Genomic DNA, 26,833 nt, shown 5'->3' on the forward strand with positions numbered 1-26,833 from the left:
TGGGGGCGCGCCCCGTGGGGGAGGGGGGGGCCGCGGGTCAAAACCCTGTCACCCCGCCTCCGTAAACCCCCGGACCCCTCGGGGGTCCGGGGGTTTTGTCATGTCTGCGCGCGACCACACCGTTTTGTGTCGACCACACCGGTATACGCGGTGTGGTCGACACAAAACGGTGTGGTCGGCAGAGGGAGCACCCGGTTACCCGCAGCTGTGAACGGTGGAAACGACGGAGCGGCTCCTTCCTGGGCCGAAGGAGCCGCTCGGCGTTCCACCTCAGATGGTCTCGGTTCGTCGCCGGGCCACGAGGGGATCCAATCCTCGTGCGGCGATCTGAGAACCTGGTGCCGATGGGGAGAGCATCAGCAGTCCTTAGACCCTTCCGGAGCTTCCCGACCCGGACGCCGCCCCCACCTGTCGAACCGGGGGATGGAACGCCCCGGCAGTGAATCGCGATGTTCCTCACCGAATCGAGTCGCCCGCATCTGGTCGTTACGGGCGTCGCTCAAGTAGAAGTATCCGAGCGGGGAATGCGTTGCACTATGGACTTTGGTCCAGGTGTTGCGAATCGACGCAGAATTGGCCGCCAAGGGACGTCCGCGCACGAATCCACGACGGCGGCCGTCAGGCGCTCTGCCCGACCTCGGTGAACGGTCCCTCCGGGGCGAAGATGCTCCCGGTCAACCTCTGGTAGCACTCGATGTAGCGTTCACGGGTCTTCTGGACCACGTCTTCTGGCAACGCGGGGGTCGGGCCGTGACCGCTCCAGCCCGATTCGGGCGAATGCAGCCAGTCCCGGACGAACTGCTTGTCGAAGGAGGGCTGGGACTTGCCCGGCTCCCAGGTTTCAACGGCCCAGAACCGGCTCGAATCCGGGGTGAGGACCTCGTCCCCCAACGTGATGGCGCCCCGGTAGGAGTCCAGGCCGTACTCCAACTTGGTGTCCGCCAGGATGATGCCGCGCTCCCGGGCGATCGCCTCGGCGCGGGTGTAGATCTCCAAGGACAGTTCTCGTAGCCGGTCGGACACGGCGCGGCCCATGCCCTCGACCATCTCCTCGAAGGTGATCGGTTCGTCGTGCTCACCGATCTCGGCCTTGCCCGTAGGCGTGAAAATCGGCGGTTCCAGACGCGAGCCGTCCACCAGTCCTTCGGGGAGCTCGACGCCGGACACGCTCCCCTGGTGCCGGTAGTCCTTCAGCCCCGACCCGGTCAGGTAGCCCCGCACAATGCCTTCGACCGGGAACATGGAGAGGTTCTTGCACACCATCGCCCGGCCACGGACCTCGTCCGGGACGTTCGTGGAGAGCACGTGATTGGGCACCTCGGCGAGCTGTTCGAACCACCACAAGGACAGTTGTGTGAGCACGGTGCCCTTGTCCGGGATCTCGGTGGGCAGGACCTGGTCGAAGGCGGAGATCCGGTCCGTCGCCAGTACGAGCACACAGCCGGCCCGGTACTCGGCGTTGTCATCGACGGAGGTTCCCGTGGCCACCATGCGGTCGTCCTCGGGGACGTAGAGTTCACGGACCTTGCCGGAATACACGTGCCGCCAGCCGTCCAGGTTCGGCGGGGCCGGATGACCGGGGAACTTGGGATGCTCGGGACGCCCGTCCGGCAGAACTGAGGAGGGTCGGGACTCGGACATGCTGTGCTCCTGGTGATTCATGAAGGGTCGTGACTGGTCGATGACGCGCGTCGTCGGGCCGTGTCCGGGCTATTCCACGGTGATGAGGCCCTGCGCTGCCTTGGCGGCGATGTCCGTGCGGTGTTGGGAGCCGTCGAGGCTGATACGGGCAACCCCTTGGTAAGCGCGTTCACGGGCTTCGTCCAAGGTGGCCCCCAGCGCCACGACGGAGAGCACCCGGCCGCCGTCTGCCACGATGCGGCCGGCTTCGTCCAGGGCGGTCCCCGCGTGGAGCACCGAGACTCCGGGGACGGCAGCGGCGTCCGCGAGGCCCTCGATGACGTCTCCCTTGCGGGAGGACTCCGGATACCCCTCAGAGGCGACGACGACGTTGACGCTCACCTCCTGCTTCCAGGCCAGCGGGAGGTGGCGACTCTGCCCGAGCTCCCCGTTGGCGGCGTCCAGCAGGAGTTGGCCCAGCGGTGAGTCCAAGCGGGCGAGCACGGACTGGGTCTCCGGGTCGCCGAACCTGACATTGAACTCGATGACCTTGACGCCCCGGGAGGTGACGGCCAGACCGCAGTAGAGCACACCGTTGAACGGGGTGCCGCGGCGCGCCATTTCAGCTACCACGGGCCGGGCCACGGACTCCACGACCTGATCGACGAACCCCTCCGGCAGCCAGTCCAACGGGGTGTAGGCCCCCATCCCCCCGGTGTTGGGACCCAGGTCGCCGTCGAAGACCCGCTTGAAGTCCTGAGCCGGTGACAGCGGAACCACGTCCTGCCCGTCGCACAGGACGAACAGCGAGACCTCCGGACCGTCCAGGAACTCCTCGATGACCACCTGTCCGCCGGCTCGGAAACAGGCTCGGGCGTGATCCAGTGCGACCTCACGGTCCTCGGTGACGACTACGCCTTTGCCCGCGGCCAGCCCGTCGTCCTTGACCACGTGCGGCGCACCGAACTCGTCCAGGGCGGCTGCGGCCTCGTCCTCGTTCCGACAGGTCCGCGCCCGCGCGGTCGGCACACCGGCTGCGGCCATCACGTCCTTGGCGAAGGCCTTGGAGGCTTCCAGGACGGCGGCCGCCGCCGAAGGCCCGAAAACGGGGAACCCCGCGGCGCGCAGGTCGTCGGCGACCCCGGCGACCAGCGGGACCTCGGGACCGACCACCACCAGGTCAGCGGCCACCTCACGGGCCAGTTCCACCACGGCTGCGCCGTCGGAGGTGTTCACGGGGTGCACCGGCACGTCCTGGGCGATCCCCACGTTGCCCGGGGCGGCGTGGACCTCCTCCGCGGCCGGGTCGCGCAGGAGCGCACGGACAATGGCGTGTTCACGACCGCCGGGACCGATCACCAGAGTTTTCACGCTCAACAGCCTAGCGGCCGGGCCTGTCGGTGCCGCCCCTTCGCGCGGGTCGTTTCAGTCCTGGATACTGGGGGCATGACTCCCACCACCGCCCTCCTGCAGACCTTCAGCTCGGCCGACGCCGTGGACCTCGCCCAGGTCGAACGCAGCGGGTTCGTGGAGTCGCGTCACGTCGGCTCCGCGGTGGTCATGGGGCCCGACGGAGAAGTTCTCCTCTCCCTGGGCGACGCCACGACGCCGATCTTTCCGCGGTCCACGCTGAAGCCCTTCCAGGCCGCCGCCTCCCTGAAGGCAGGCGCCCCCTTGCAGTGGGACCAGATCGCCGTTGCGGCAGGATCACACCTGGCCACGGACGAGCAGCTGGAGTCCGTGCGCAGCATCCTCACCAAGGTCGGGCTGGACGAGTCCGCCCTGCAGTGCCCCCGGGTGGACCGGCGTGGCCGTCCGGCTCCGGAGGGCGATTCCGGGTCACGGCTCCACTACAACTGCTCCGGCAAGCACGCCGCGTTCCTGGCGGCCTGCGTGGAGAGCGAATGGGACACCCAGAGCTATCTGGATCCCGATCACCCGCTGCAGCGCACCGTCCTGAACACCGTCGAGGAACTCGCCCGGGAGACACCGGCGCTCGTGGGCGTCGACGGATGCGGTGCCCCACTGGCCGCCCTCTCCCTCACGGCGTTGGCTCGCCTGTTCTCCACGTTGGGGGCCTCCGCCTATAACATCCAGGCTGACGCACGACTGGCCACCGTGGCGACGGCGATGCTGGACTACCCGGAATACGTGCACGCCCAGGGCAAGGCCAACACTCTGGTCATGGAGGACCTCGGGGTGATCGCAAAGCTCGGCGCCGAAGGGGTCCTGGGCCTGGCCACCCAGGACGGGGTCTCGGTCGCGCTCAAGATGCTGGACGGCAGCGGCCGCGCCAACAACCTGGTCGGTCTGGAGCTGCTCGTGGCAGTCGGGGCCCTGGAACGCAGCCGGCTCGAGGGCGTCGTCGACCGCCTGACACCCACGATCACCGGTGGCGACGACGTCGTGGGGCGGCTCGCCGTGAGCCCGGTGGTCGAAGCGGCGGCCGCGCAGTTCGCGGCGTCAAAACCGACGACGGAGGACAACACCGAGTCGGAGGAACGGGGCTGATGGCGCGACGCCGGATCGACCCGGCCGACGGAACCCTAGCGCTGGCCGCCTGGCGGCGCGACCCCACCGGCGTGGGACGCAAGACCCTGGCCACCGCGGTGCGCTTCACTCTCGAGGAACTCGGAGAGAGGGCCCCGGGGAACTCCGTGGAGGTCCGGGTCCCACCGTTCGGAGTCACTCAGTGCATCCCTGGGCCGCGGCACACCCGAGGCACTCCCCCCAATGTCGTGGAAACCGACCCGGCCACCTGGTTGGCACTGGCCACGGCCGGAACGACGTGGGAACGCGCGATGGCCGACGGCGCGATTGACGCCTCCGGCACCCGGGCAGATCTCGGGGCGGTGCTCCCCCTGTTCTGCGGGGCATGAGCGGCGGCCGATCCGCACCGCGAAGCGCAGCATCCAGCGGAGGACTCTGGTGAATCGCGTTAGGCTGGAAACCATGGTTCACGCAGACCGATCGACCGATCCGCAGGCCCTCGAACACGACGGCGACGCTGCCCACGGCGCACCGGACCACGCCACGGACGCCTCCCGCGCTCCCTCGGATGCCTCTCCCGAGACGGCCACCGCAGCCGACTCGAATGCCGATGCCGACACCGTGGCCACGATGTCCTACCGCCGCGCACCCAAACTGCCGGTGTTCCTGGTCCTGGGCGGGGCGCTCGGAGCGGTGGTCGGGATGTTCGTCGGGGTCCTGGGATCGGGCAACGCCATGTTCACCAGCGGACAGGTCGTCGGCTACATGATGGCGATCTTCGCGCTGCTAGGCTTCGCGGCCGGAGCCGTGGTCGCACTGCTCCTGGACCGCCGCTCCCTCAAGAAGGCCCACGACGTGGAGGTCGAGGTCGAAGACCGCCCCGCCGGTGGGCATCCGGACGTGAGAGACTGACCCCGTGGCGCGCCCTGACGGAAAGCTCAGCTTCGAAACGTTCCCCGGTGAGAAGTCACCGCAAGACGAATGCGGCGTGTTCGGGGTGTGGGCCCCGGGCGAAGACGTCGCAAAACTCGCGTACTACGGGCTCTACGCCCTGCAGCACCGCGGGCAGGAATCGGCGGGCATCGCGACCTCGAGCGGGTCGCAGATCCGTGTCTACAAGGACATGGGACTGGTGTCCCAGGTCTTCGATGAGGCCACGCTGAACACCCTGACCGGTCACATTGCGGTGGGGCACTGCCGTTACTCGACCACGGGCGGCTCCACCTGGACCAATGCCCAACCCACGCTGGGTGGCACCCCGCACGGAACCGTGGCGTTGGCGCACAACGGCAACCTGACCAACTCCGCCGAGCTCTACGACGGCCTGATCGACAAGTCAGGGTTTCCGTCCCGGGGCGAGATGGCCATGGGCAACACGACGGATACCGCCCTGGTGACTTCTCTGCTCGCGGAGCACCCGCACGGGTCCCTCGAAGAGGCCGCCATGGCCCTGCTCCCCCAGTTGGTCGGCTCCTTCTGTCTGACCTTCATGGACGAGCACACCCTCTACGCGGCCCGCGACCCGCAGGGGATCCGGCCCCTGGTGCTGGGCCGGCTGGAACGGGGCTGGGTGGTGGCCTCGGAAACAGCCGCGCTGGACATCGTCGGTGCGTCCTTCGTCCGGGAAGTCGAGCCGGGCGAGTTCCTGGCCATCGACGAGGACGGGCTGCGCTCCCAGCGTTTCGCGGAGACCCGGCGAGCCGCGTGCGTGTTCGAGTACGTCTACCTTGCCCGCCCGGACACCTCGATCCACGGACGGTCGATCTACGAATCCCGCGTGGAGATGGGCCGACAGCTGGCGCGGGAACATGAGGTGGAAGCCGATCTGGTCATGCCGACCCCCGAATCCGGAACCCCCGCGGCGATCGGCTACGCCGAAGCCTCGGGGATCCCGTTCGGGAACGGTCTGGTCAAGAACGCCTACGTGGGTCGCACCTTCATCCAGCCCTCGGACACGATCCGCCAGCTGGGCATCCGGCTCAAACTCAATCCGCTCAAGAGCGTGGTGGCGGGCAAACGCCTGGTGGTCGTGGACGACTCGATCGTTCGTGGCAACACCCAGCGTGCCCTGGTCCGCATGCTGCGTGAGGCCGGTGCCGCGGAGATCCACGTGCGCATCTCCTCCCCGCCTATCAAGTGGCCGTGCTTCTACGGGATCGACTTCGCCTCACGTGCCGAGTTGATAGCCAACGGTCTGACGATCAAGGACATCTGCGAGTCCCTGGGTGCGGACTCCCTCGGGTACATCTCCGAAGAGGGGATGGTCGCCGCCACCCAGCAGCAGCCGGACGAACTCTGCACGGCGTGCTTCTCCGGCCGGTACCCGACTGAGCTACCGGCCGCCGAAGATCTCGGGAAGTCCGTGGTCGAGTCCCGGCGTTCCGCTCCGTCCACCCCGAGCACCTCAGCCGTCCCGTCCGTTGCCTCCTCGGCCCCGCCCTCGGAGGTGTCCGTGGCCGAAGGCCTGGAGACTGCCGCCCCGGAGGCCTGCGAACCGGGGCCCGATTCGGATCTCGAAGAGCTGGTCCTGGACGAGGACAAGCGAAACACCCACCACGCACACAACCAGTGAGGACCCTCCGGTGACCCAATCCGCTCACCCGCCCCAGGCCATCACCTACGCCGAGTCCGGTGTGGACGTTGAGGCCGGTGATCGGGCCGTCGAACTCATGAAGGCGGCCGTCAAGGCCACGCACACACCCCAGGTCGTGGGCGGGGTGGGCGGCTTCGCGGGCCTGTTCGACGCCACGGCGCTGACGAGATTCCGCGCCCCGTACATGGCCACGTCCACCGACGGCGTGGGGACGAAGGTCGCCATCGCCCAGGCCCTGGACGTCCACGACACCATCGGCTGGGACCTGGTGGGCATGGTGGTCGACGACATCGTGGTGGTCGGCGCCGAACCGCTGTTCATGACCGACTACATCGCCACCGGGCGGGTGGTTCCCGAACGCGTGGCGGACATCGTGCGCGGCATCGCGGCCGCCTGCGAATCGGCGGGGACGGCGCTGGTCGGCGGAGAAACGGCCGAGCACCCCGGGCTCCTGCGCCCGGACGAGTACGACGTCGCGGGTGCCGCGACCGGTGTGGTGGAGGCCGACGAAATGCTGGGCCCCGATCGCGTGCGCCCCGGTGACGTGCTGATCGGCATGGCCTCCTCCGGCCTCCACTCCAACGGGTATTCGCTGGTCCGGCGTGTGGTGAGCGTGGCCGGGTGGTCCCTGGACCGGGACGTCCCCGAGCTCGGTCGCACGCTGGGCGAGGAGCTGCTCGAACCCACCCGTGTCTACGCGGCCGACGTGCTGGACCTGGCCCGAACTTTCCCCGTCAACGGCGGCCGCGACGACGACGCCGGGGCAACCGGTCAGGGCGTACGCGCCTTCACCCACGTCACCGGAGGCGGGCTGGCTGCGAACCTGGCTCGGGTCCTGCCCTCGGGTCTCACCGCCACGGTCGAACGCTCCACGTGGTCGCTACCCCCGGTCTTCCAGCTGGTCTCGACGTTGGGCAACGTGCCGCTGGCCGACCTGGAACGCACCCTCAACCTGGGCGTGGGGATGATCGCCGTCGTGGATCCTTCGATTGCCGACCGCGCCGTCGAGCACCTGGAGGCACGCGGTGTGCCCTCCTGGGTCCTCGGTTCCGTCCAGGCCACCGACCCCGCGACCGTGGGTTCCGGGCCCGACTGGGTCCAGGGCGCCAAGGGCGTGGACGGCGGGCTGGTGCACATGGCAGGCGACTACGCCTCCTGATCCCGGCGCCGGTCGTCACGCCGAGAACATGACCTCACAACGGGAAGAGGGTCAGATCCAGGTGTGGATCTGACCCTCTTCCGCCATCCGCGTCACCGCGGAATGTCTGTGTCGAGTGACGTCAGCGGTAGTCGTCGTCGGTGTCGTACCCGGAATCCTCCGAGTAGTCGTCACCCTCCGTGAAGTCGTCCTCGTAGGGAGCGACGGCGGGCCGGGTAGAACCGGACTGTCGCAGTTCCCGCTGAAGGGCGGAGTAGTCGGTCTGCGGGCTGAAGTACTTCATCTCCCGCGCCTGTCGCGTTGCCTTCGCCTTTTGACGGCCGCGCCCCATGAGCGTGACCCCCTCTGTCTCTCGGTCCCGGTCGGCGGTACGTTTGGCACACAATACGGCCCCGGGTGTTTTCAGTCTGTGTCGTGGCCCCAGCGTACACGGTCGGACCGCGCGGCTCGACTCCCATGCACCCGCAATGTGCGGTGAACACGGGGCCGAACCGCGCGTCGGATCCGGCACGCGGTCAGGATTCCTGGGTGCCCTGATCCTCCCCGTCCGTGGTGACGATCAGGCCGTCTGCGGCAACATCGGGGTTGACGTCCACGTGCACCGTGTCACCGTCGGCGATGGTGCCGGCCAACAATCCCTTGGCGAGTTTGTCGCCGATCTCACGCTGTACCAGTCGACGCAACGGCCTGGCACCGTAGGCGGGGTCGTAGCCCGTGATCCCCAACCATTCCGTGGCCGCGGGGCTGACCTCCAGGGTCAACCTGCGCTGCGCCAGACGTTCGGCCAGCTTGGCCACCTGGATGTCCACGATCTTCGAGAGGTCCTCCGTGGACAGCGGATCGAACATGATGACTTCGTCCAACCGGTTCAGGAACTCGGGTTTGAACGAGGCGTTTACCACGTTCATGACCGCGTCCTTCTTGGCCGCCTCGTCGATGGTCGGGTCCACCAGGAACTGGCTGCCCATGTTGGAGGTCAGGATCAGGATGGTGTTCCGGAAGTCCACGGTTCGTCCCTGGCCGTCGGTCAGGCGACCGTCGTCCAGCACCTGCAGGAGGATGTCGAAGACCTCCGGGTGGGCCTTCTCGACCTCGTCCAACAGGACCACGGAGTAGGGGCGACGCCGGACCGCTTCGGTCAGCTGGCCGCCCTCCTCGTAGCCCACGTAGCCGGGAGGAGCCCCGACCAGGCGGGCCACGGAGTGCTTCTCCGCGTACTCGGACATGTCGATGCGCACCAGAGCGCGTTCGTCGTCGAACTGGAACTCGGCCAGGGACTTGGCCAGCTCCGTCTTGCCGACGCCCGTGGGCCCCAGGAACAGGAACGAACCGATCGGCCGGTCCGGGTCCGAGATCCCCGCACGCGAGCGCCGTACAGCGTCGGCGACGGCCACGACGGCCTGGCTCTGGCCGATGAGCCGCTGTCCCAGGCGCTGCTCCATGTGGAGCAGCTTCTCCGACTCGCCCTGCAACATGCGTCCGGCGGGGATGCCGGTCCAGGCGGAGATGACCTCGGCGACGTCGTCGGCCGTGACCTCCTCCGAGACCATGGATTCCCGTTCGGGCTCCGCGGCCTCCTGAGCCTGGGCGACGTCCAGCTCCTTCTGCAGGGCAGGGATCTCGCCGTAGAGCAGCCGCGAGGCCTCCCCCAGGTCGCCGCCGCGCTGGGCTCGTTCGGCCTGCGAGCGCAGTTCGTCGATCTTGGCCTTGAGCTCGCCCACGCGGTTGAGGCCGGCCTTCTCCTGCTCCCAACGCGCGTTGAGGGCATCCAGCTCGGCCTGCTTGTCGGCCTTGTCCTGTCGCAGCGCGTCGAGGCGCTCGACGGAGGCGGGATCGGTTTCGTCCTTGAGTGCCAGCTCCTCCATGGTCAGTCGGTCCACCTGGCGGCGCAGCTGGTCGATCTCCTCCGGGGCGGAGTCGATCTCCATGCGCAACCGGGAGGCCGCCTCGTCCACCAGGTCGATGGCCTTGTCCGGAAGCTGGCGTCCCGGGATGAACCGGTTGGACAGTACAGCCGAGGCCACCAGCGCGGAGTCCGCGATCTGGACCTTGTGGTGGGCCTCGTACCGCTCCTTGAGGCCGCGGAGGATCGCAATCGTGTCCTCGACGGAGGGCTCACCGACGTAGACCTGCTGGAACCGACGTTCCAGTGCGGCGTCCTTCTCGATGTTCTCCCGGTACTCGTCCAGCGTGGTGGCACCGATCAGGCGCAGTTCACCGCGGGCCAGCATGGGCTTCAACATGTTGCCGGCGTCCATGGCGCCTTCGGATCCGCCACCGGCACCGACGACCGTGTGGAGTTCGTCGATGAAGGTGACCACCTGGCCCTCGGAGGTCTTGATCTCGTCCAGGACGGCCTTGAGTCGTTCCTCGAATTCGCCGCGGTACTTGGCACCGGCGACCATCGAGCCCAGGTCCAAGGAGATCAGGGTCTTGCCCCGCAGGGTTTCGGGAACGTCACCCTCCACCATGCGCTGCGCCAGACCTTCGACGACGGCGGTCTTGCCCACACCGGGCTCGCCGATCAGAACCGGGTTGTTCTTGGTCCGGCGCGACAGCACCTGAACCACCCGCCGGATCTCCGAGTCGCGGCCGATCACGGGATCCAACTTGCCCTCACGCGCGATGGCCGTCAGATCGGTGCCGTACTTCTCCAGGGCCTGGAAGGTGCCTTCCGGGTCCGGACTGGTCACGCGACGGTCGCCGCGCACCGCGGGGACGGTCTCCCGGATCGTGGCCGCATCGGCTCCCGCCTCGGCCAGGATGCGCGCGGCGGGGCTGTCGACCTCAGCCAGGGCATACAGGAGATGCTCGGTCGAAACGTATTCGTCCCCGAGTCCCTGGGCGAACTTCTCCGCAGTTTGCACGACCTGCAGGGACGCACGGTTGAACTGCGCCTGAGCCGCGGTGGAGCCAGTCGCCGACGGCAACGCCGCCTCGGCGGCTGCAGCCTTGGCTACCACCGCGGCGACGTCGACCCCGGCCGCTTCCAGGACGGCGACGGCGACGCCGTCGCGCTGATCCAGGAGCGCCTTGAGCAGATGAACGGGTTCGATCTGGGGGTTGCCGGCCGTCGATGCCTGCGTGGCCGCAGCGCTGACGGCCTCCTGTGAACGAGTGGTGAGCTTGGTGTCCATGGCGATTCCTCTCTGTGCGCCGCGGATGGTTCTTCCGGCACCGGGTGGCACCGTGGGGTCAATAACTTAAAGTTGACTCTACTCGAATCAACTTTTCTTCGCCATACAAACTCATGTGATGTTGGCGATCACTCCTGGGATCCCGAAACCAGGATGCCCCCGCTCGAGCGGTCTCGAGCGGGGGCATCCTCGGGGTGCAGGCGGTCATCGCCTGCCGACCCCCTGGAATCGAGTGCGCGTGCGCCAGGCGCGGTGCAGGTAGAAGAAGCCGGTCAACACGTGGAGCACGGCCCCGATCTCGACGGCGATCGCGCCCAGGAGCGTCATCAGCGGCAGGCCGAACGCAGGACCCGCAAGAACGGCCACGACGCCGATCATCGTCAGCGCCGTCCGCACCTTGCCCAGCCAGGTCACCTGCACTTCATAGGACCCCAGCGCGAGCATGGCGACAGCCAGAACCAGGTCCACGGTGGCAATCATGATGATGGCCCACCACGGCAACAGCCCCACCCAGGCCAACGCGATGACCGCCAGGCCCAGCCCAAGGCGATCGGCCAGGGGATCCAGCCGGGCACCGAACCGGCTGTACTGGTTGAGCAGACGCGCCAGGAACCCGTCCACCCAGTCGGTCAGGGAGAAGACGGCCACCAGGATCAAGGGCAACGACGGCCGCTGGTCGATCCCGAAGATCGCGACGATGGCGGGAATGATCAACAGGAAGCGCAGGACCGTGAAGGCGTTGGGGATCGTCCAGACCCCGCTGTCCACGCGCTCGTCGTGGGATTCCTGCAGGGACGGGGGGACGACGCCGTCGCGCAGTGCCTGACCGAGCTTCACCGGTTCCCACCCCCGCGTGCGGAGGACTCGTGGCCGCCGGCACCGCCGAAGGACTCCACCCAGGCCTCGCGCATCCGATCCTCCTGCTCCGGATCGAGCTCGGGAGCCTGACCCCGAAGACGGGCTCGCGTGCCGCGCAGGTCGATCGCCGTCGAAATGACGGCAGCCACCGCGGCGACGAACGTCAACACGCCCACGGTGTTGGCGAACCCGGCGCTGAGCCCCACGTAGTCCTGGCCACCGACGGCCGCGGTGAACAGCGACTGCCCACGACCGTCGATCTTGTCCGGCAGGAAAGCACCCAGGACGAGCGCGCAGCCCCAGGCCGCGAGGACGCTCCAGGTGCTCGCAGCGCTGCTGACCCGCGGCCGGTGGCAGACGACGTCCATGCGCATGAGCGCCGCAGAGATCCACAACAGGACACCCAACGGCAGGGCCAGAGCGGTCAACCAGATCACGGCGCGCTCCCCGGGCCCGCCCAGGGGAACCGTGGCGAGAACGAACCAGGCGGCCACGAACAGCGGCATGACGGAAGCGATCACGGGCACGACGCGGCGCAAGGGGCCGATGGGCCGGTCCGTGAAGGGTGGTGTTTCCGCTGACACCCCGGGCCGCTCAGGATCGGGCGCTGCGTGGGGCTCTGCGGTCATGAGTTCAGTCTACGGAGCCCGTACGCGATCCCGAATCACCCCTGGGCCACACCCGAAATATATGCTATTTTTCTAATATGTCATCGAGCGAAGCCTCCTGTTCACCCCGCGCGGGGTCGGCATCGTGCGCCGGAGCCCGCGACGGACGGGCCGGATCAGCACCGCGTGGAGACGGACACGGGCACTCGCACGCACACTCACACGACGTCGCGAAGTCGTCCCGCACCCGCCTGGCCATCGCTTTCGGCATCACGGCCTCGGTGCTCCTGGCCCAGGTCATCGGCGCCGTGGTCACCGGCTCACTGGCACTGTTGGTGGACTCGGCACACATGGCCGTGGACGCGATCGGCCTGCTCCTGGCCCTCACCGCGTCCGTCCTGATGACCCGCCCGCAGTCGCCGCGCCGCAGCTGGGGTTGGTTGCGTGCGGAGACCATTGCCGCCGGCGTCCAGGCAACGGTCCTGCTCGCGGTGGGGATCTATGCGCTGGTCGAAGGAGTCCAGCGCCTGCTCGACCCTCCCCCGGCCGCGCAGTTCGACGTGCGTCTGCTGGCCGTGATCGGGGTGGTCGGGCTGGTGGCCAACGCGTGCTCGCTGTGGGTGCTCACGAGCGCACGGAACAGTTCGCTCAATCTGCGCGCGGCATTCCTGGAGGTGCTCAACGACGCGCTCGGTTCGGTGGCCGTCATCATCGCCGCGATCGTCATTTCCACCACGGGTTGGACGGGCGCTGACGCAGTCGCCGGCATGGTGATCGCGTTGCTCATCATTCCGCGTTCGGCCCGCATACTCCGTGAATCCGGGTCCGTTCTCATGGAATCGGCCCCGCGCGGGCTGGATCTCGAAGAGGTCGCCGCACATCTGGAGACCGTCCCCAACGTCTTGGCGGTACACGACCTGCACGCCTCCGTCGTGGCCACCGGGATTCCCGTGCTGACCGCGCACGTCGTGGTCGAGGACAGCAGTTTCCACGACGGTTCCGCACCGCGGATCCTGGACGATCTGCAGGCCTGCGCGGCAGAACACTTCCCCGTGTCCGTGGAGCACGCCACGTTCCAGCTGGAGCCCGCGGGCCACACGGACCACGAGCGGTTGGGCCACGGGCCCCTTGACCCGGAATCCGCGCAGCAGCCGCACGGGCACACCCAGAGCTGAGCGCAAACTCTTGTAATTACACGCGCACGGGGCGGCCCCGCATCGGGGCTGACCACGGGGCGGATAGGGTGAAGTCATGTCCCCGCGCACATTTCCCCAGGCAGTTCTGTTCGACCACGACGGCACCCTGGTGGACACCGAACCCGTGTGGGGGCGGGCCAAGGCACGGTTCGCCCGCGACCACGGGGGAACCTGGGTCGAGCGGGACACCCTGGAGACGATCGGCAGGCCCGCGTCGTTCACCGTCCAGCGACTGCGTGACAACGGGGTCACCGAGATCGACGACGACACCTTGATGCGCAAGCTGTTCGAGTACTCGGAGCAGGAGCTCAAGGACCACGGGCTGAGCATCATGCCCGGCATGACCGAACTGCTCCAGGAGATCGCGGAGGCCGGACTGCCGACCGCGATCGTCACGAACGCCACAACCGAGGTCGCTCAGTACACGGCGAGCCTGGCCCCGGAGAACATGTTCGACGTCGTCATCGGCAACGAGGAGGCCGAGCACGGCATCGCGCCCAAGCCTTCGCCGGAGGGTTATTTGGAGGCGGCGCGGAGGCTGCGCGTGGACCCCGCGGACTGCGTGGTCATCGAGGACTCCCCGGCGGGTGTGGCGGCCGGAATGGCCGCGGGGATGACCGTCGTCGTCGTGCCCGGAGCCGTTCCGGTGCCGGCTGACCACGGTGCCGTGCACGTGAACGATCACCGGCAGGTGACCCTGGCTCTCCTGGAGTGGCTCGATCCGCACGGCACGTCCTGGCCCAAGGGCATCCTGCTGGACCACGACGGCACAACCGTCAACACGGAGCCGGAGTGGGCCTCGGCCAAGCGCGCGGTGGCCGCCCAGTTCGGCCAGGAATGGACCACCGAGGACGATCACGCCGGGCTGGGCCAGACCGTCCAGTTCTCCGCGCAGATGATGTTCGACCGTGGGGCCGATGCCGACGTGGAGGACATCACCCAGCGCATCGGGGCCAAGGTGGTGGAAGCCCTGGAGCGTGAAGTTCCGCTGATCGAGGGCATGCCCGAACTCTTGGCGCAGTTGCGTGCCGAACACATCCCGGCGGCGCTCGTGACCAACGCCTTGGCATCGGTGGTCTCGACGACGGCGTCCGCCCTGACGGAGAACATCAGGGCGGTCGTCTCCCGCGAGGACGTCGAGAACCCGAAACCGCATCCGGAGCCCTACCGCGTGGGAGCCGAACGGCTCATGACCGCCCCCGAGGACTGCGTGGCGGTCGAGGATTCGCTGGCCGGCGCGCAGTCCGCAGTTGCGGCGGGAATGCCCGCGATCCTGGTGCCGGGTGACAAGCCCGTGCCTCAGGAGCCCGGTTTCGTGCGGGTCGAGGTGCACACCGACGTGACGCTGGAACGACTCCGCGCGGTGGGACCGCTGATCCCGGACCTCCCCCGGGCCGACGGGCCGCCGACGGAGAAGCTGCCGTTCAACGCCACGCGCCGTCCGGCCAGTGAACTACTGACCCGCAACTACCCGTCCGCCTGAGCCTCGGCCCACTGGACCAAGTCCAGGGTGAACAACTCGGTCGTGTGACCGTAGTACTTCTCCGTGGTCCCTCGGTGCTCCATTCCCAAGCGGCGGCACACCGCCTGGGACGGGGTGTTGCCGACGTCCGTGACGGCGATGATCCGTTCCAGGCCGAGGCGCGCCGCATGGTTCAGCATCGCGACGGCGGCCTCCGTGGCGTAGCCGTGGCCCCACGCATCCGGGTGGAAGTGCCACCCGATCTCGATGTCCCCTGATCCCTCACCCGTGTCCGAGGCCGGGGTGTCCTTGAGCAGGACCACGCCCACCGGTCGCGGCGGTTCCTGCGCGAGCACGGCGAGGCGAATGCCCGTCAGCGGCCCTTCGCACGTGGCCCACCGTTCCAGGCGCGTGCGGACCGCATGGGGTGGCAGCGGCGCATCTTCACCGATCCACCGTGTGACGGCTTCCCGGGAGTAGAGGTCTTCCAGGAAACCGAGGTCCGCGACCTGTCCAGGTCGCAGGAGAAGTCGTTCGGTCGTGACGGTCCAGCGGCCGTCGTCGGTGTGGTCGGCCATCGTGCTCGGCACTCCCAGGGGTCGAGGCGGATCATCCGCGGTGCATCGGACAATTCGTCGGACAAAGGACGTTGACAACCCACGATAGACCGCGAGCGCCCACGGTTGACCGTGGGCGCTCGCCATGACTGGTTGCCGCACATGCGGCACGGGGGTCAGCCGCGGGGCGCACCCGCTGCGGAGCCCGCGCGCCGGTTCCGACGACGCGCGGCGGCCTGCGTCGCGCGGTCAGCGGTACCGTTTCCGGCTCCGTGGAGGTTCACCGCGGTCGCGGCCGAGTCCGAACGTGTCCGGCCGGAGCCCGCCTTGGGGCCACGGTTGGCGGACCCCGTCTTGCGGGCGTTCGACGCCGAGGCACCGCGGGATCCCCCACGAGCGCCACCACCGGCACGGGAGCCACGGGACGAATCCCCTGAACGACCGTTGGACGACCGGTTGGAACGATCGGTGCGATCGTCACGCGACGCGTTGCGCCCACCCGACTTGGCTTCACGGCGGGCCTCGGACCGGGGGCCGCCCGACTTCTTGGCCGCGTTTCGACCCGAGTTCTTGCCCGCGCCCTGGCGGGGCTTGCGGCCCGAACCCTGACCACCGGTCGTGGACTGCTTGGTCGGCGGGACGTAGGCCACGCGCTCGGCACGCTCACCCACAAGTTCAGCCACCACGGGTGAACCGACCGTGACCTCGGAGAACTCCGCGGTCACACCCGCCTGCTTCATGAGCTTCTGGACGTCACGCCGTTCCTCAGTGGTGGCGATCGTGATGACCTGGCCCTCTGCGCCCGCGCGGGCGGTACGCCCGGAGCGGTGCAGGTAGGACTTGTGCTCGGCGGGCGGGTCGATGTGGACCACGAGTTCGACGTCGTCCACGTGCACACCGCGAGCGGCGACATCCGTGGCGACCAGGACGCGGACCTCCCCCGTGGAGAAAGCCTCCAGGTTGCGGTCGCGGGCGTTCTGGGACAGATTGCCGTGCAGGTCAACCGCCGGGATTCCGGCCTGGGACAGCTTCTTGGCCATCTTCTTGGCGCGGTACTTGGTGCGCGTGAACATCACGCGCCGCCCGGTGCCGGAGGCCAGGGTCTCAATGAGAGCCTGCTTCTCGTCGGCGTCCACCACCAGCACGTGGTGCTCCATGGTGGAGACCGTGGCCTTGGGCGCATCCACGGAGTGGGTCACCGGGTTGTCCAGGAACTTCTTGACCAGGACGTCCACTCCGCCGTCCAGGGTGGCGGAGAACAACAGACGCTGACCGTCACGCGGCGTGCGCTGCAGGATGCGGGTCACCACGGGCAGGAAGCCCATGTCGGCCATGTGATCGGCTTCGTCGATCACGGTCACGCGGATGTCGTCCAAGGTCAGGACGCCCTGCTTGAGCAGGTCCTCCAGTCGCCCCGGGCAGGCCACGACGATGTCCGCGCCGCGGGCCAGAGCCTTTTCCTGGTGTTTCTGGGAGACGCCGCCATAGATGACCGTGGTGTTCAGACCAACCGCTTCGGCCAGCGAGGCCACGGTGCGGTCGATCTGGGTGGCCAGCTCACGAGTGGGGGCCAGGACCAGACCGGTCGGCCGGTTGGGGCGTCGGGTCGTCTTGGCGACGCCGTCGGTCAGACCCGCAAGCCGGGCGACCAGGGGGAGGGCGAAGGCCACGGTCTTGCCGGAGCCCGTGCGGCCACGACCCAGGACGTCGCGTCCGGACAGCGAGTCCGGCAGGGTCTTGGCCTGGATGGGGAAGGCATCCGTGATCCCCTGGTCGGAGAGGACACGGGCAAGTGCCTCGGGCACGCCGAGGTCTACAAAATGAGTCACGAGGAAGTTCGCACTTTCGATCGGATGTCCCGGTCGGTGTGTTCACCCACCGGGTGCGCCGATCCCACTCCAGCCCGCTCTGCGAGTACGCGAGCGGGTTCGCTTTCCATTGCGTCAGCGGCTCGCGGGGAGCCTTCGGAGTGATCGACGCGCTGCCTGCCTCTTTGTGGATCCCTGCGGATTCACACCCCGGAATCAATCCTCGGGGCCGCAGGTCCGGGCAGTGCCATGTGCAACCCGTGAAGACTACACGAACCGTTCGGAGCCTGTCCGTGACCCTCCCCACCCCGTCACACCGCACCCGGGACTGATCTGCGACGACGACAGCGGGCGGCCCACCGTCGTCGTCCCGTGTTCGCTCACAGCCAGCCGGGCGGAATCCCTGCTGGTGGCAACGCTCAGGCTGCTACCGTGAAATCGATCGGTCCGTATCGGACCCCACGTGCTTCATACGTACTCGTCCACGTTCATTCGTGAAAGGACCCAGAATGCGACTTTCCAACGCTATCCTCCGCGGCGTCTCCGGCGCCTACATCCTGCAGTCCGGCCTGGGCAAGAAGGATCTGCCCCTGGAGGCCTACGAGGGCCTGCAGGGCATGGCCGCCACCGGCATTCCGCAGCTCAAGGAGTGGGACGCCAAGACCTTCGGCCAGGCGTTGTGGCTGGCCGAGGTGGGCGTCGGCGGGCTGCTGCTGACCCCGTTCGTCTCCAAGCGGCTGGCGGGTCTGGCCCTGACGGCGTTCTCCGCGGGCATGCTCACCATGTACTTCAACAACAACGAGATGACCCAGGACGACGGCATCCGCCCCACCCAGGAGGGCACCCCGCTGTCCAAGGACGTCTGGCTGGCCGCGATCGGCCTGGCCCTGGTGGTTCAGTCCAAGGGCTGACACCGCTCGGCGCCGCAGCGCCCTCCCACCGACTTCGGGGTTGTTCCGCCTATTCGATCGAATAGGCGGAACAACCCCGAAGTCGTGTGGTGGGAGAGGTGTCAGACGGACTCGACGGCGATGCGGTACGTGATCGCGTGGGTCTCCCCCGGGGCCACAGTCACGTAGTCGTCCAGGGCGTTGGCCCCCTCGACGCACAGCATCTGGGTCCACTCCTCGTCCGCGAAGTCGCCCATCTCCATGGCCTTCTCGGTCCAGGGGTTCCACACGACCGTGTTGGCCGCGCCCTCCATGGTGATGTGCAGCTTGCGTCCCAGGAGGGGATCTACGACGACCAACGGGTCACCCGAGCGGTAGACACGGTCCGTCTCGCCGGAGAAGCGCACGTCTCCCGCCTGCACGACGTCCTTGTTCCCCGTGACCTTGTCGACGTAGCTCACACCGTCCAGTCCCTCGATGCTCACGGAGCGGACGTCCCCGACCGCCAGGTAGGTGTGCAGGGCCTCGTCGATCTCGAAAGGCTCGTCCCCGGTGTTGGTGGTCGCCAGGGTCATCTCCAACGTGGTACCCACCGTGACGGTGAAGTCGGCGCTGAAGCTGTGGCGGAAGCTTGCGCGCTCCTGGTCTCCAAGGTCTGTGTCGGTCAGCCGGAAGACCGCCGTGGTGCCGTCGGAGGACACCGGCGTCCAGGGCGTGGTCCGGGCAAACCCGTGGGCGGGGCTGCGCTGCCCGTCACGTCCGGGGCCGAACCACGGGAAGCAGATCGGCACTCCCCCACGAATCGCCTTGCCCTCCAGGAATCGGGCCTGGCGGGAGACGAAGAGCACCGGATCCTGCCGGGCCGGGGTCCACGACGCGACGTGGGCGCCCTGGGTGTAGACGGTTGCGATCCCTTGGTCATTGGCCAACGCCAGTGGCTGTTGCAGAGCAGTCATGGTCACAGGCTATGTGCTGGTGCCCCCGGTGACCGCATTGGTTGCCGGGGGCACCGTTGGCCTGGTGACGAACGTGGCTTTACGAGCGTGGCTCAGCCCAACTCAGCGGCCGGTCACCTCGTAGGTGTCGATGCCACCGTCACGTCCGCGCATGAACAGATCCACCTCAGACTTGCCCGCCACCAGCTTGGGGTCGTTCTTGAGGTAGTGCTTGGTCTCCCGCGCGATCAACCCGGACATGATCAGCAGGCCGATCAAGTTGGGGATGGCCATGAGGCCGTTCATGACGTCCGCGAAGTTCCAGACGGCGGCCAACGGGATCGTGCATCCGATGAACACGACGATCGAGAAAATCACCCGGTAGGGCATGACACCCACGCGTCCGATCAGGGACTCCACACACCGTTCGCCGTAGTAGGCCCAGCCCAGGATCGTCGAGTAGGCGAACATGACCAAGCCCACGGTGACGATCAGGTGCCCCCAGCTACCGGGCAGGCCGTGGGTGAAGGCTTCGCCGGTCATGGTGGCGGCGAACTCCTCGCCCTGCTCCCACACGCCCGTGGTCACGATGACCAGGCCGGTGCAGGTGACCACGATGATGGTGTCGATGAACGTCTGGGTCATGGACACCAGGCCCTGCCGCACGGGGTGCGTGGTCTGGGCCGAGGCCGCCGCGATGGCAGCCGAACCCATGCCGGATTCGTTGGAGAAGATGCCGCGGGCCACACCCATCTGGATCACCAGGATCAGGGCCGAACCGGCGAAGCCGCCGACGGCTGCGGTACCGCTGAAGGCATCTGCGAAGATCAGGGCCAGGGCGGCGGGGATCTGCCCGACGTTGGCGATCAGGATCCACACCGCACCGAGCACGTAGAAGACGATCATGACCGGGACGAATCCGGCGGTGACCTTGCCGATGGACTTGATGCCGCCGACCAGCACGACCATGGTCATGACGGCCAGCACCAGCCCGGTGACCCAGGTGGGGATGTTGAAGGATTCGACCACGTTACCGGCGATCGAGTTGCCCTGGGTCATGTTGCCGATGCCGAAGGAGGCCAGTGCCGCCGCGATCGCGAAGAACAGGGCCAGGAACTTCCCGAACCCGTTGGGGATGCCGCGCTTGAGGTAGTACTGCGGCCCGCCCGAGATCTCGCCCTTGGCGTCCGTGGTGCGGTAGCGGACGCCCAAGAAGGCCTCCGAGTACTTGGACGCCATGCCCAGGATGCCGGTGACCCACATCCAGAAAAGGGCACCGGGCCCACCGATGGAGATAGCCGTGGCCACGCCAACGATGTTGCCGGTTCCCACGGTGGCGGCGAGGGCCGTGGTCAGTGCCTGGAACTGGGAGACGTCACCGCCCGGTGCGTCCTCGTCCTTGCGCTGGAACAGCGCGAGTCGCAGGGCGGGACCCAACTTGAACAGCTGCAGGAAGCCCAGGCGGAGCGACAGGTACAGGCCCGTGACCAGCAGCAAGGGGATGAGGACGAAGGGTCCCCAGATGATGCCACCCGCCGAGCCGAAGCACTCGGCCATGTCCGTCTGCCCCGGCGTGAAGCAGTACGTGCCGATACCGGCGAACTGGTCCAACAGGTTCGCAATGAGATCGTTCACCGTGCAGTTCCTCCCCGGAGTCGCACCCGCTCTGCCGATGGGAGGGGCACCGGATGAGCGAGCAAAAAAGTGTCATGTGATGGAGGGTGTTCGAGCGGCGACTCCGACCTATGGCGCCCGTCACAGGGAGCATCTAACCACACAGTGGATTGCCAGGAAGTTAACCGGCAGCGCACGACAACTCGAGTTGGACTCCCACCCCGCCAGGTGCGGCCATGACCAGCAACGAACTGCAGCCGACATCAGTCCTGGTGAGGAGCGGACCACCAGGCGGCCAGGAGCGCGGTGGCCAGGGCCGCCGTCGTGAACACGAACATCAGGACGCTCATGGGCAGTGCAGTGTGCTCACCACCCAGCCCGGCCAAGGGGCTGACCAGACCACCGACCATGAACTGCAGCAGTCCCTGGACGGCGGAACCGGCCCCGGCGCGGCCCGGCACCTGGGCCTGGGCCAGGGCGATGCCGTTGCCGATCAGGAATCCGACGCAGGTCTGGGCGCTGATGGTGTGGACCACGATGGTCCACGCCGGTGCGTCGATCAACACCCCCACCAGGCCCAAGGTGTTGATCACTCCCTGCGCCACCAAGGCGCCGATCATGATCTGCGTGGTGCTGAAGTGGTTGAGCAACCGCACGTTGATCAGCCCGGCGATCACGGAGCCGAAGGCTGCCGCCGCGAAGGTGATGCTGTAGCCGATCGAGCTGAGACCCACCACGTTCTGCATGACGAAGGACGAGGCGGAGACGTAGGAGAACAACGAACCGAAGGCCAGTGACATGGCCACCGCCCAGGCCATGAACGGACGGTTGGTCACGACGGCGCTGGCCAGTGCCACCGTTCCGAGGACCCCGCCCTCCCGACGTTCTGCCGGGGGAAGGGTCTCCGGGATCACGAACACCACGCACGCGACCATGAGCGCACCGAAGCCGGTCAGCACCCAGAACACGACCTGCCACGGTGCCCACGTTGCGATGAGGCCACCCAGAACGGGGGCCACGATCGGGGCGACGGAGACGATGGTGCCCAGCAGCGAATAGAGCTTGGCCGCTTCCACGCCTTTGGCGATGTCGGAGACGATCGCGCGGGCAATGACGACTCCGGCGGCACCGGCGAATCCCTGGATGCAGCGCAGTGCCAGCATCAGGTGGACCTGGGTGGAGAAGACGATTCCCAGGCTGGAGAGCAGGAACACCGTGGTTCCGAGCACCAGCAGGCGATGGCGCCCCAACACGTCGGAGATCGGCCCCAACAGGAACTGGCCCACGGCCATCCCGACCATGTAGGTGCTCAGCGACAGCTGGATGGTCGACGCGGGCGATGCGTAAAACTCGGCCATGGCAGGCATGGAGGCCAGATACATGTCCGTGGCCATGGGGCTGACCGCGCTGAGCACGCCGAGGGCCAGGACGAAGAACACCCGGTCCGGCCCGGGAGACAGTCCGAGGCGGGAGGAAACGCGCATGGTCGAAGACAGCCTTTGCTCTGGTCGAGAGGTCGAAGGGTTGTGAGGGTTCGGCCGGTGCGGGGCACTTCGGCAGCCCGTTCAGGGTACGCCCTGGCTAGACTCTGCTGTCGATGAGTGACACCAACACCCCAGAGCCCACCCCCGCTGCGACAACGCCGGAATCCGAACCGACACCCCTCGCGGAAGCGCAGCAGCCCGGCGAGGTTCCGCAGGAGTTCCGCCGTCGGCCGTTCTCGTTCGTCCGCCGCGGTGACCGATTGACGCCCCGCCGCCAGAAGGCCTGGGACCAGTGGGCGCCGTCGCGCATCCTGCACGTGCCCCGGGAGGTCACGGACACGTCCGTGGCCGCCCATGCGGAGTTCGATCAGGCCGCAGCCTACGGACGTACGGCTCCCCTGGTCGTGGAGATCGGGTCCGGTCTGGGGGAGGCCATGGCCCACCGGGCCGCGGAGGTCCCCGAGCACGACTTCCTGGCCGTTGAGGTCTACACGCCCGGGCTGGCCGATCTGCTCATCAAGACGGCTGCCAACGGCGCCCAGAACGTCCGCGCGGTCCAGGCCAACGCCCCGGAGGCCCTGGAGCACTTCCTCAAGCCGAATTCGGTGGACGAACTGTGGGTGTTCTTCCCGGACCCCTGGCACAAGAAGAAGCACCACAAGCGCCGGTTGGTGTCCCCGGCGTTCGTCGACCAGGTGGCCAACGTGCTCAAGACCGGTGCCACGTGGCGCCTGGCCACCGACTGGCAGGAGTACGCCGTTCAGATGCGTGAGGTCATCGAGGCCGACGGACGGTTCGAGAATCTCAACCCCGGCCCCTTGGCCACTCAGGACGCTCCGGACCAGGGCTGGGCACCCCGGTGGAAGGGCCGAACCCTGACCAGTTTCGAACGCAAGGCCCGCGAAGCCGGACGCGTCCCGCGTGACCTGACGTACCGCTACGTCGGGGGCTGAAGCACCCGGGCTCGCACCCGCCCTGAAAGACAGCACGCTTTGTTCTAGCCTGGGGTGACCCATCTCCGACCCCCAGGCGGGTGCCCCTTGAGTTCTTCAGACCGCAACCCGTCCCCCGAGCACGACGCCACCGGATCCTCGGCGCGGCAGCACGGCGGCCAGGACGCCTCGGTACACATCAGACGCCATCCGTCGGGGACCGGGATCACCCGCACGTTCCTGCAGGAGATCACCTACCCGCACAACATCCACCCGGTGTTGGTTCCGGGCATCTCGGTCGAGGACCAGAGGATGCGCTACGGGATCGACACACTGGTCACGGGCGTCAGCGCCGTCCTCATCGTGGGGTTCATCGTCTGGGGTTTCGTGGACACGGCCTCCCTGACCACGGTGTCCACCGCGGCCCTGACCTGGACCATGACCAACATGGGCTGGGCCTTCAACATGTTGGCCGTCGGGCTCCTGGTGTATCTGCTCTACCTCGCGATCTCCCGCTACGGCCGCATCCCGTTGGGTATGGACGACGACGAACCCGAGTACTCGACGGCCTCCTGGGCCGCCATGCTGTTCGCCGCCGGGATCGGCATCGGGATCATCTTCTTCGGGCCCTTCGAACCGATGACCTACTTCCTCTCCCCCAGGCCGGGGTCCGCGGATCCCGGGACGCACGAGGCCATGAAACTCGCCTCCGCCCAGGCGGCGCTGCACTGGGGCCTCAACGCGTGGGCCATCTACGCCCTGGTGGGACTGGGGGTCGCCTACACCTCCTACCGGCGCGGCCGGGTCCCCCTCATGAGTTCGGTGTTCGCCCCGTTCTTCCGCGACGGACGGACCGACACGATCGCGGGGCGCATCATCGACGCCCTGGCGATCCTGGCCACGCTGTTCGGCACCGCGGCCGCCCTGGGAATCGGAGCCCTGCAGATCGGCCGCGGGGTGGAGATCGTGGCCGGGCTCGGGGAAACCGGTAACCGGATGGCGTTGTTGATCATCGCCGTGCTGACCGCGGGCTTCATCGCCTCCGCGGTGTCCGGGGTGTCCCGCGGCATCCGCATCCTCTCGAACATCAACATGGTCCTGGCCATCGGGCTGGCGCTGTTCTTCTTCGTCCTGGGGCCCACGGCGTTCCTGCTGAACTTCATCCCGTCGGTGGCGGTCACCTACGTGGTCCTGGCCTTCACCATCCTGGGCGGCACCGCCATCCGGGAACAGATGACCAACCACACGGTTGCGCCTGACGGCACCATCGCCAGCCTTCCCGCGCCGGAGGAGATCTTCTTCGTGGTGCTCGACACCCTGCCCGGGGCCGGCGTCATGGCGGCGGTGGTCGTGGTCATGTTGGCGATCTTCTTCATCACGACGGCGGATTCCGCCTCCGTCGTGACCTCGCAGATGTCCCAGCGGGGCAACCCCAGTCCCCGGTGGTACATCACGGTGTTCTGGGGCCTGTGCATGGCCGGAATCGCCGTCGTGATGCTGCTGATCGGCGGGCAGAGCGCCCTGACCGGGCTGCAGAACATGGTCACCGTGACCGCGCTGCCGTTCACGCTGATCATGTTCGCCATGGTGTTCGCCATCCACAAGGACCTGCGGCGCGATCCCATGATCCTGCGCCACCAGTACGCCCGCTGGGCCCTGGACAATTCGGTGCGGCACGGCGTGGACGAACACGGGGACGACTTCATGCTCTCCGTGGAACGGGCCTCCGGGGAGCACCGCAAGTGGGCCACCGCCGCTGACTTCGATTCGACGGCGCCGGAGTACACGGACTGGTACCAGCGCACGGACGAGGACGGGAACCCGTTGCAGTACGACTACGAGTCGAGCACCTACACGGGTGAAATGACCCAGGTGGATCCGTTGCGAGAGCCCGACCGGGACTGAACGCCCGTCGGGTCGACCCCGTCAGTCCTCGCCGCCGCGCCGCGGCCGGTAGACGACGAGCGCACGGGAGCGTGGCCTGGCCGTGGGGCGGGAACCCCGCGGCAGCCGGACCACTTCCCCGGACGGCGAGGCCGCCCAGACACTTTGGTCCTGGTTGACACGGTCCAGCGCGGCATCTCGCTCGTCGGTGAGCTCCAGGACGCGTTGCTGCAGGGCAGCCACCTGGTTCTCCAACTGCATGATGCGCTTGATGCCCTCCAGCGTGATGCCCTCCTGGGAGAGTCGCTGGATCTCGCGCAGCTTGTCGACGTCGCGCTGGGAGTACCTGCGCGAGCGCCCCGGTGCCCGGGTGGGCTTGACCAGGCCCAGGCGGTCGTACTGTCGCAGGGTCTGCGGGTGCATCTCCGCGAGTTCGGCCGCCACGGAGATCACGAACAGAGCGCGTTCCTCACTGCGATCGGTCATCGCTGTGCCTCCTCAAACTCCCCGGTCGTTCGCCATGTCATTCACCCGCACGCTCGAGCAGGTGCGCCCGAGGGTCGTGGTCGGCGGTGGCGGCGGCGAAGGCCTCCACGGCCTGCCGGGCGTCGTCGTCGAGCTCCTTGGGGACCTCGATCTCGACGGTCACGATCAGGTTCCCGGTCCCCTTCTTGGTGGTCACACCCTTGCCCTGGATCCGGAACTTGCGTCCGGAGCTGGTGCCCGCAGGAACCTTCAGGGAAACCTGCTTGCCGTCCCACGTGGGCACCTTGACGGTGGCCCCCAGCGCGGCCTCGGGGAAGCTCACGGGCACGGTCACCGCGAGGTCGTCGGTGCCTTCGCGCCGCGAGAAGACGGGGTGCTCCCCCACCTTGACGGTCAGGATGAGGTCGCCGTGGCCACCCGGACCCGAATGGCCCTTGCCCTTGAGTTTGAGCTTCTGACCGTCTCGCACACCCTGCGGAATGCGGACGGTGGTCGACGAGCCGTTGCCGCGTTGCAGCTTGACCGTGGTGCCCTCCATCGCGGAACGGAAGGGGATCAGCGTGCTCGTGGTGATGTCCTCGCCCTTGGGCTGCGGCGCCTGGTAGCGGGGATCGTAGCCACCCGTGTAGCCACCGGCACCACCTCCACCGAACCCACCGAAGCCGCCACCGCCGAAGAGGTCCTCGAAGTTGATGTTCTGGGCTCCGCCGGTCGAATAGCCCGTGGAGTAGCGCGCACGCGTGCGGCCACCGCCGAAGACGTCGCCGAAGAGATCCTCGAACCCGGCACCGTCGCTGCCGCCCGCGAACCGCGCGCCGGAACCCATGGCACGGATCGCGTCGTACTCCTTGCGCTCCTCGGGGTCGGAGAGGACGTCGTGAGCCTCCGAGACCTCCTTGAACCGCTGTTCGGCCGCAGCGTCCCCCGCATTGCGGTCGGGGTGGTACTTCTTGGCGAGCGTGCGGTACGCCTTCTTGATCTCGGCATCGGTCGCCTCCTTGGAGACGCCCAGCACGTCGTAAAAATCCTTGTCGGTCCAGTCTTGACTGGCCATGACGCCTCCTTTCAGGGGCAGGGTGGCGGCGGTCTTCGGCGGAGGGGGGGGGGTGCGGGGGGGGCG

General features: G+C 67.8%; 23 protein-coding genes. 10 read left to right on the forward strand and 13 right to left on the reverse strand.

Features of this window, described 5'->3' with window-relative positions:
- Window positions 1–618 precede the first annotated feature (618 nt).
- Window positions 619–1,641 (reverse strand): phosphoribosylaminoimidazolesuccinocarboxamide synthase, encoded by a 1,023-nt coding sequence (locus GWK18_RS05260; protein WP_166833686.1) that lies wholly within the window; start codon window positions 1,639–1,641, stop codon window positions 619–621.
- A gap of 69 nt (window positions 1,642–1,710) precedes the next feature.
- Complete coding sequence (gene purD / locus GWK18_RS05265) at window positions 1,711–2,991, reverse strand: phosphoribosylamine--glycine ligase (RefSeq protein WP_166833687.1); 1,281 nt, start codon at window positions 2,989–2,991, stop codon at window positions 1,711–1,713.
- A 75-nt stretch (window positions 2,992–3,066) separates the two neighbouring features.
- Between purD and GWK18_RS05270 the strand changes: the two genes are divergently transcribed.
- The 5 genes from GWK18_RS05270 (at window position 3,067) to purM (ending at window position 7,862) form a co-directional block, all read left to right on the forward strand.
- The gene (locus GWK18_RS05270) at window positions 3,067–4,131 is read left to right on the forward strand and encodes an asparaginase (RefSeq protein WP_166833688.1); all 1,065 of its coding nucleotides are present in this window, start codon (window positions 3,067–3,069) and stop codon (window positions 4,129–4,131) included.
- Complete coding sequence (locus tag GWK18_RS05275; protein ID WP_166833689.1) at window positions 4,131–4,499, forward strand: sterol carrier family protein; 369 nt, start codon at window positions 4,131–4,133, stop codon at window positions 4,497–4,499. The genes GWK18_RS05270 and GWK18_RS05275 overlap by 1 nt, the downstream gene beginning before the upstream one ends.
- A 73-nt stretch (window positions 4,500–4,572) precedes the next feature.
- Complete coding sequence (locus GWK18_RS05280; protein ID WP_166833690.1) at window positions 4,573–5,022, forward strand: hypothetical protein; 450 nt, start codon at window positions 4,573–4,575, stop codon at window positions 5,020–5,022.
- A 4-nt stretch (window positions 5,023–5,026) separates the two neighbouring features.
- Window positions 5,027–6,682 carry an amidophosphoribosyltransferase gene (gene purF, locus GWK18_RS05285; protein WP_123823498.1) on the forward strand — a complete coding sequence of 552 codons (1,656 nt, stop codon included), beginning with the start codon at window positions 5,027–5,029 and terminating at the stop codon, window positions 6,680–6,682.
- Window positions 6,683–6,692: 10 nt separating this feature from the next.
- Window positions 6,693–7,862 (forward strand): phosphoribosylformylglycinamidine cyclo-ligase, encoded by a 1,170-nt coding sequence (gene purM, locus GWK18_RS05290; RefSeq protein ID WP_166833691.1) that lies wholly within the window; start codon window positions 6,693–6,695, stop codon window positions 7,860–7,862.
- Between the two features lie 121 nt (window positions 7,863–7,983).
- Here purM and GWK18_RS05295 read toward each other — a convergent pair whose 3' ends face one another.
- The 4 genes from GWK18_RS05295 to GWK18_RS05310 form a co-directional block, all read right to left on the reverse strand.
- Window positions 7,984–8,193, reverse strand: coding sequence for a DUF3073 domain-containing protein (locus tag GWK18_RS05295; RefSeq protein ID WP_123823500.1), 210 nt, complete (start codon window positions 8,191–8,193; stop codon window positions 7,984–7,986).
- A gap of 184 nt (window positions 8,194–8,377) precedes the next feature.
- Window positions 8,378–10,999, reverse strand: a complete 2,622-nt coding sequence (gene clpB, locus GWK18_RS05300; RefSeq protein WP_166833692.1) for an ATP-dependent chaperone ClpB — start codon at window positions 10,997–10,999, stop codon at window positions 8,378–8,380.
- 204 nt (window positions 11,000–11,203) lie between these two features.
- Entirely contained in the window at window positions 11,204–11,836 is a 633-nt protein-coding gene (locus GWK18_RS05305) for a CDP-alcohol phosphatidyltransferase family protein (protein WP_166833693.1), read from the reverse strand.
- Window positions 11,833–12,486, reverse strand: coding sequence for a hypothetical protein (locus GWK18_RS05310; protein ID WP_166833694.1), 654 nt, complete (start codon window positions 12,484–12,486; stop codon window positions 11,833–11,835). The genes GWK18_RS05305 and GWK18_RS05310 overlap by 4 nt, the downstream gene beginning before the upstream one ends.
- A gap of 77 nt (window positions 12,487–12,563) precedes the next feature.
- Between GWK18_RS05310 and GWK18_RS05315 the strand changes: the two genes are divergently transcribed.
- Together GWK18_RS05315 and GWK18_RS13100 are read left to right on the forward strand one after the other, a co-directional pair.
- A complete protein-coding gene (locus GWK18_RS05315; RefSeq protein ID WP_166833695.1) occupies window positions 12,564–13,640 on the forward strand; it encodes a cation diffusion facilitator family transporter in 1,077 nt (358 codons plus the stop codon).
- 76 nt (window positions 13,641–13,716) lie between these two features.
- Complete coding sequence (locus GWK18_RS13100; protein ID WP_233568574.1) at window positions 13,717–15,144, forward strand: HAD family phosphatase; 1,428 nt, start codon at window positions 13,717–13,719, stop codon at window positions 15,142–15,144.
- Here the strand turns inward: GWK18_RS13100 and GWK18_RS05325 are convergent.
- Window positions 15,129–15,701, reverse strand: coding sequence for a GNAT family N-acetyltransferase (locus GWK18_RS05325; protein WP_123823504.1), 573 nt, complete (start codon window positions 15,699–15,701; stop codon window positions 15,129–15,131). The genes GWK18_RS13100 and GWK18_RS05325 overlap by 16 nt on opposite strands.
- Before the next feature lie 155 nt (window positions 15,702–15,856).
- Complete coding sequence (locus GWK18_RS05330) at window positions 15,857–17,509, reverse strand: DEAD/DEAH box helicase (RefSeq protein WP_166833696.1); 1,653 nt, start codon at window positions 17,507–17,509, stop codon at window positions 15,857–15,859.
- 488 nt (window positions 17,510–17,997) lie between these two features.
- On the opposite strand from GWK18_RS05330, the gene GWK18_RS05335 reads away from it, so the two are divergent.
- Complete coding sequence (locus tag GWK18_RS05335) at window positions 17,998–18,399, forward strand: hypothetical protein (RefSeq protein ID WP_123823506.1); 402 nt, start codon at window positions 17,998–18,000, stop codon at window positions 18,397–18,399.
- Between the two features lie 101 nt (window positions 18,400–18,500).
- Here GWK18_RS05335 and GWK18_RS05340 read toward each other — a convergent pair whose 3' ends face one another.
- From GWK18_RS05340 to GWK18_RS05350, 3 genes are all read right to left on the reverse strand, one after another.
- Window positions 18,501–19,334: a D-hexose-6-phosphate mutarotase gene (locus tag GWK18_RS05340; protein ID WP_166833698.1), complete on the reverse strand. Its 834-nt coding sequence runs from the start codon at window positions 19,332–19,334 to the stop codon at window positions 18,501–18,503.
- A gap of 102 nt (window positions 19,335–19,436) precedes the next feature.
- Window positions 19,437–20,870: a sodium:alanine symporter family protein gene (locus tag GWK18_RS05345; RefSeq protein WP_166833781.1), complete on the reverse strand. Its 1,434-nt coding sequence runs from the start codon at window positions 20,868–20,870 to the stop codon at window positions 19,437–19,439.
- A gap of 320 nt (window positions 20,871–21,190) precedes the next feature.
- Window positions 21,191–22,411: a multidrug effflux MFS transporter gene (locus GWK18_RS05350; protein WP_166833700.1), complete on the reverse strand. Its 1,221-nt coding sequence runs from the start codon at window positions 22,409–22,411 to the stop codon at window positions 21,191–21,193.
- A 113-nt stretch (window positions 22,412–22,524) separates the two neighbouring features.
- On the opposite strand from GWK18_RS05350, the gene trmB reads away from it, so the two are divergent.
- Both trmB and GWK18_RS05360 read left to right on the forward strand, forming a co-directional pair.
- Window positions 22,525–23,364, forward strand: coding sequence for a tRNA (guanosine(46)-N7)-methyltransferase TrmB (gene trmB / locus GWK18_RS05355; protein ID WP_123823509.1), 840 nt, complete (start codon window positions 22,525–22,527; stop codon window positions 23,362–23,364).
- 87 nt (window positions 23,365–23,451) lie between these two features.
- Window positions 23,452–25,248 (forward strand): BCCT family transporter, encoded by a 1,797-nt coding sequence (locus tag GWK18_RS05360; RefSeq protein ID WP_348535841.1) that lies wholly within the window; start codon window positions 23,452–23,454, stop codon window positions 25,246–25,248.
- A gap of 21 nt (window positions 25,249–25,269) precedes the next feature.
- Here GWK18_RS05360 and GWK18_RS05365 read toward each other — a convergent pair whose 3' ends face one another.
- Entirely contained in the window at window positions 25,270–25,713 is a 444-nt protein-coding gene (locus GWK18_RS05365; protein ID WP_123823511.1) for a MerR family transcriptional regulator, read from the reverse strand.
- Window positions 25,714–25,750: 37 nt separating this feature from the next.
- The gene (locus GWK18_RS05370) at window positions 25,751–26,767 is read right to left on the reverse strand and encodes a DnaJ C-terminal domain-containing protein (RefSeq protein ID WP_166833702.1); all 1,017 of its coding nucleotides are present in this window, start codon (window positions 26,765–26,767) and stop codon (window positions 25,751–25,753) included.
- Between the last annotated feature and the right edge of the window lie 66 nt (window positions 26,768–26,833).

This window comes from Kocuria sp. JC486, assembly GCF_011602805.1.
Lineage (GTDB): Bacteria > Actinomycetota > Actinomycetes > Actinomycetales > Micrococcaceae > Kocuria > Kocuria soli.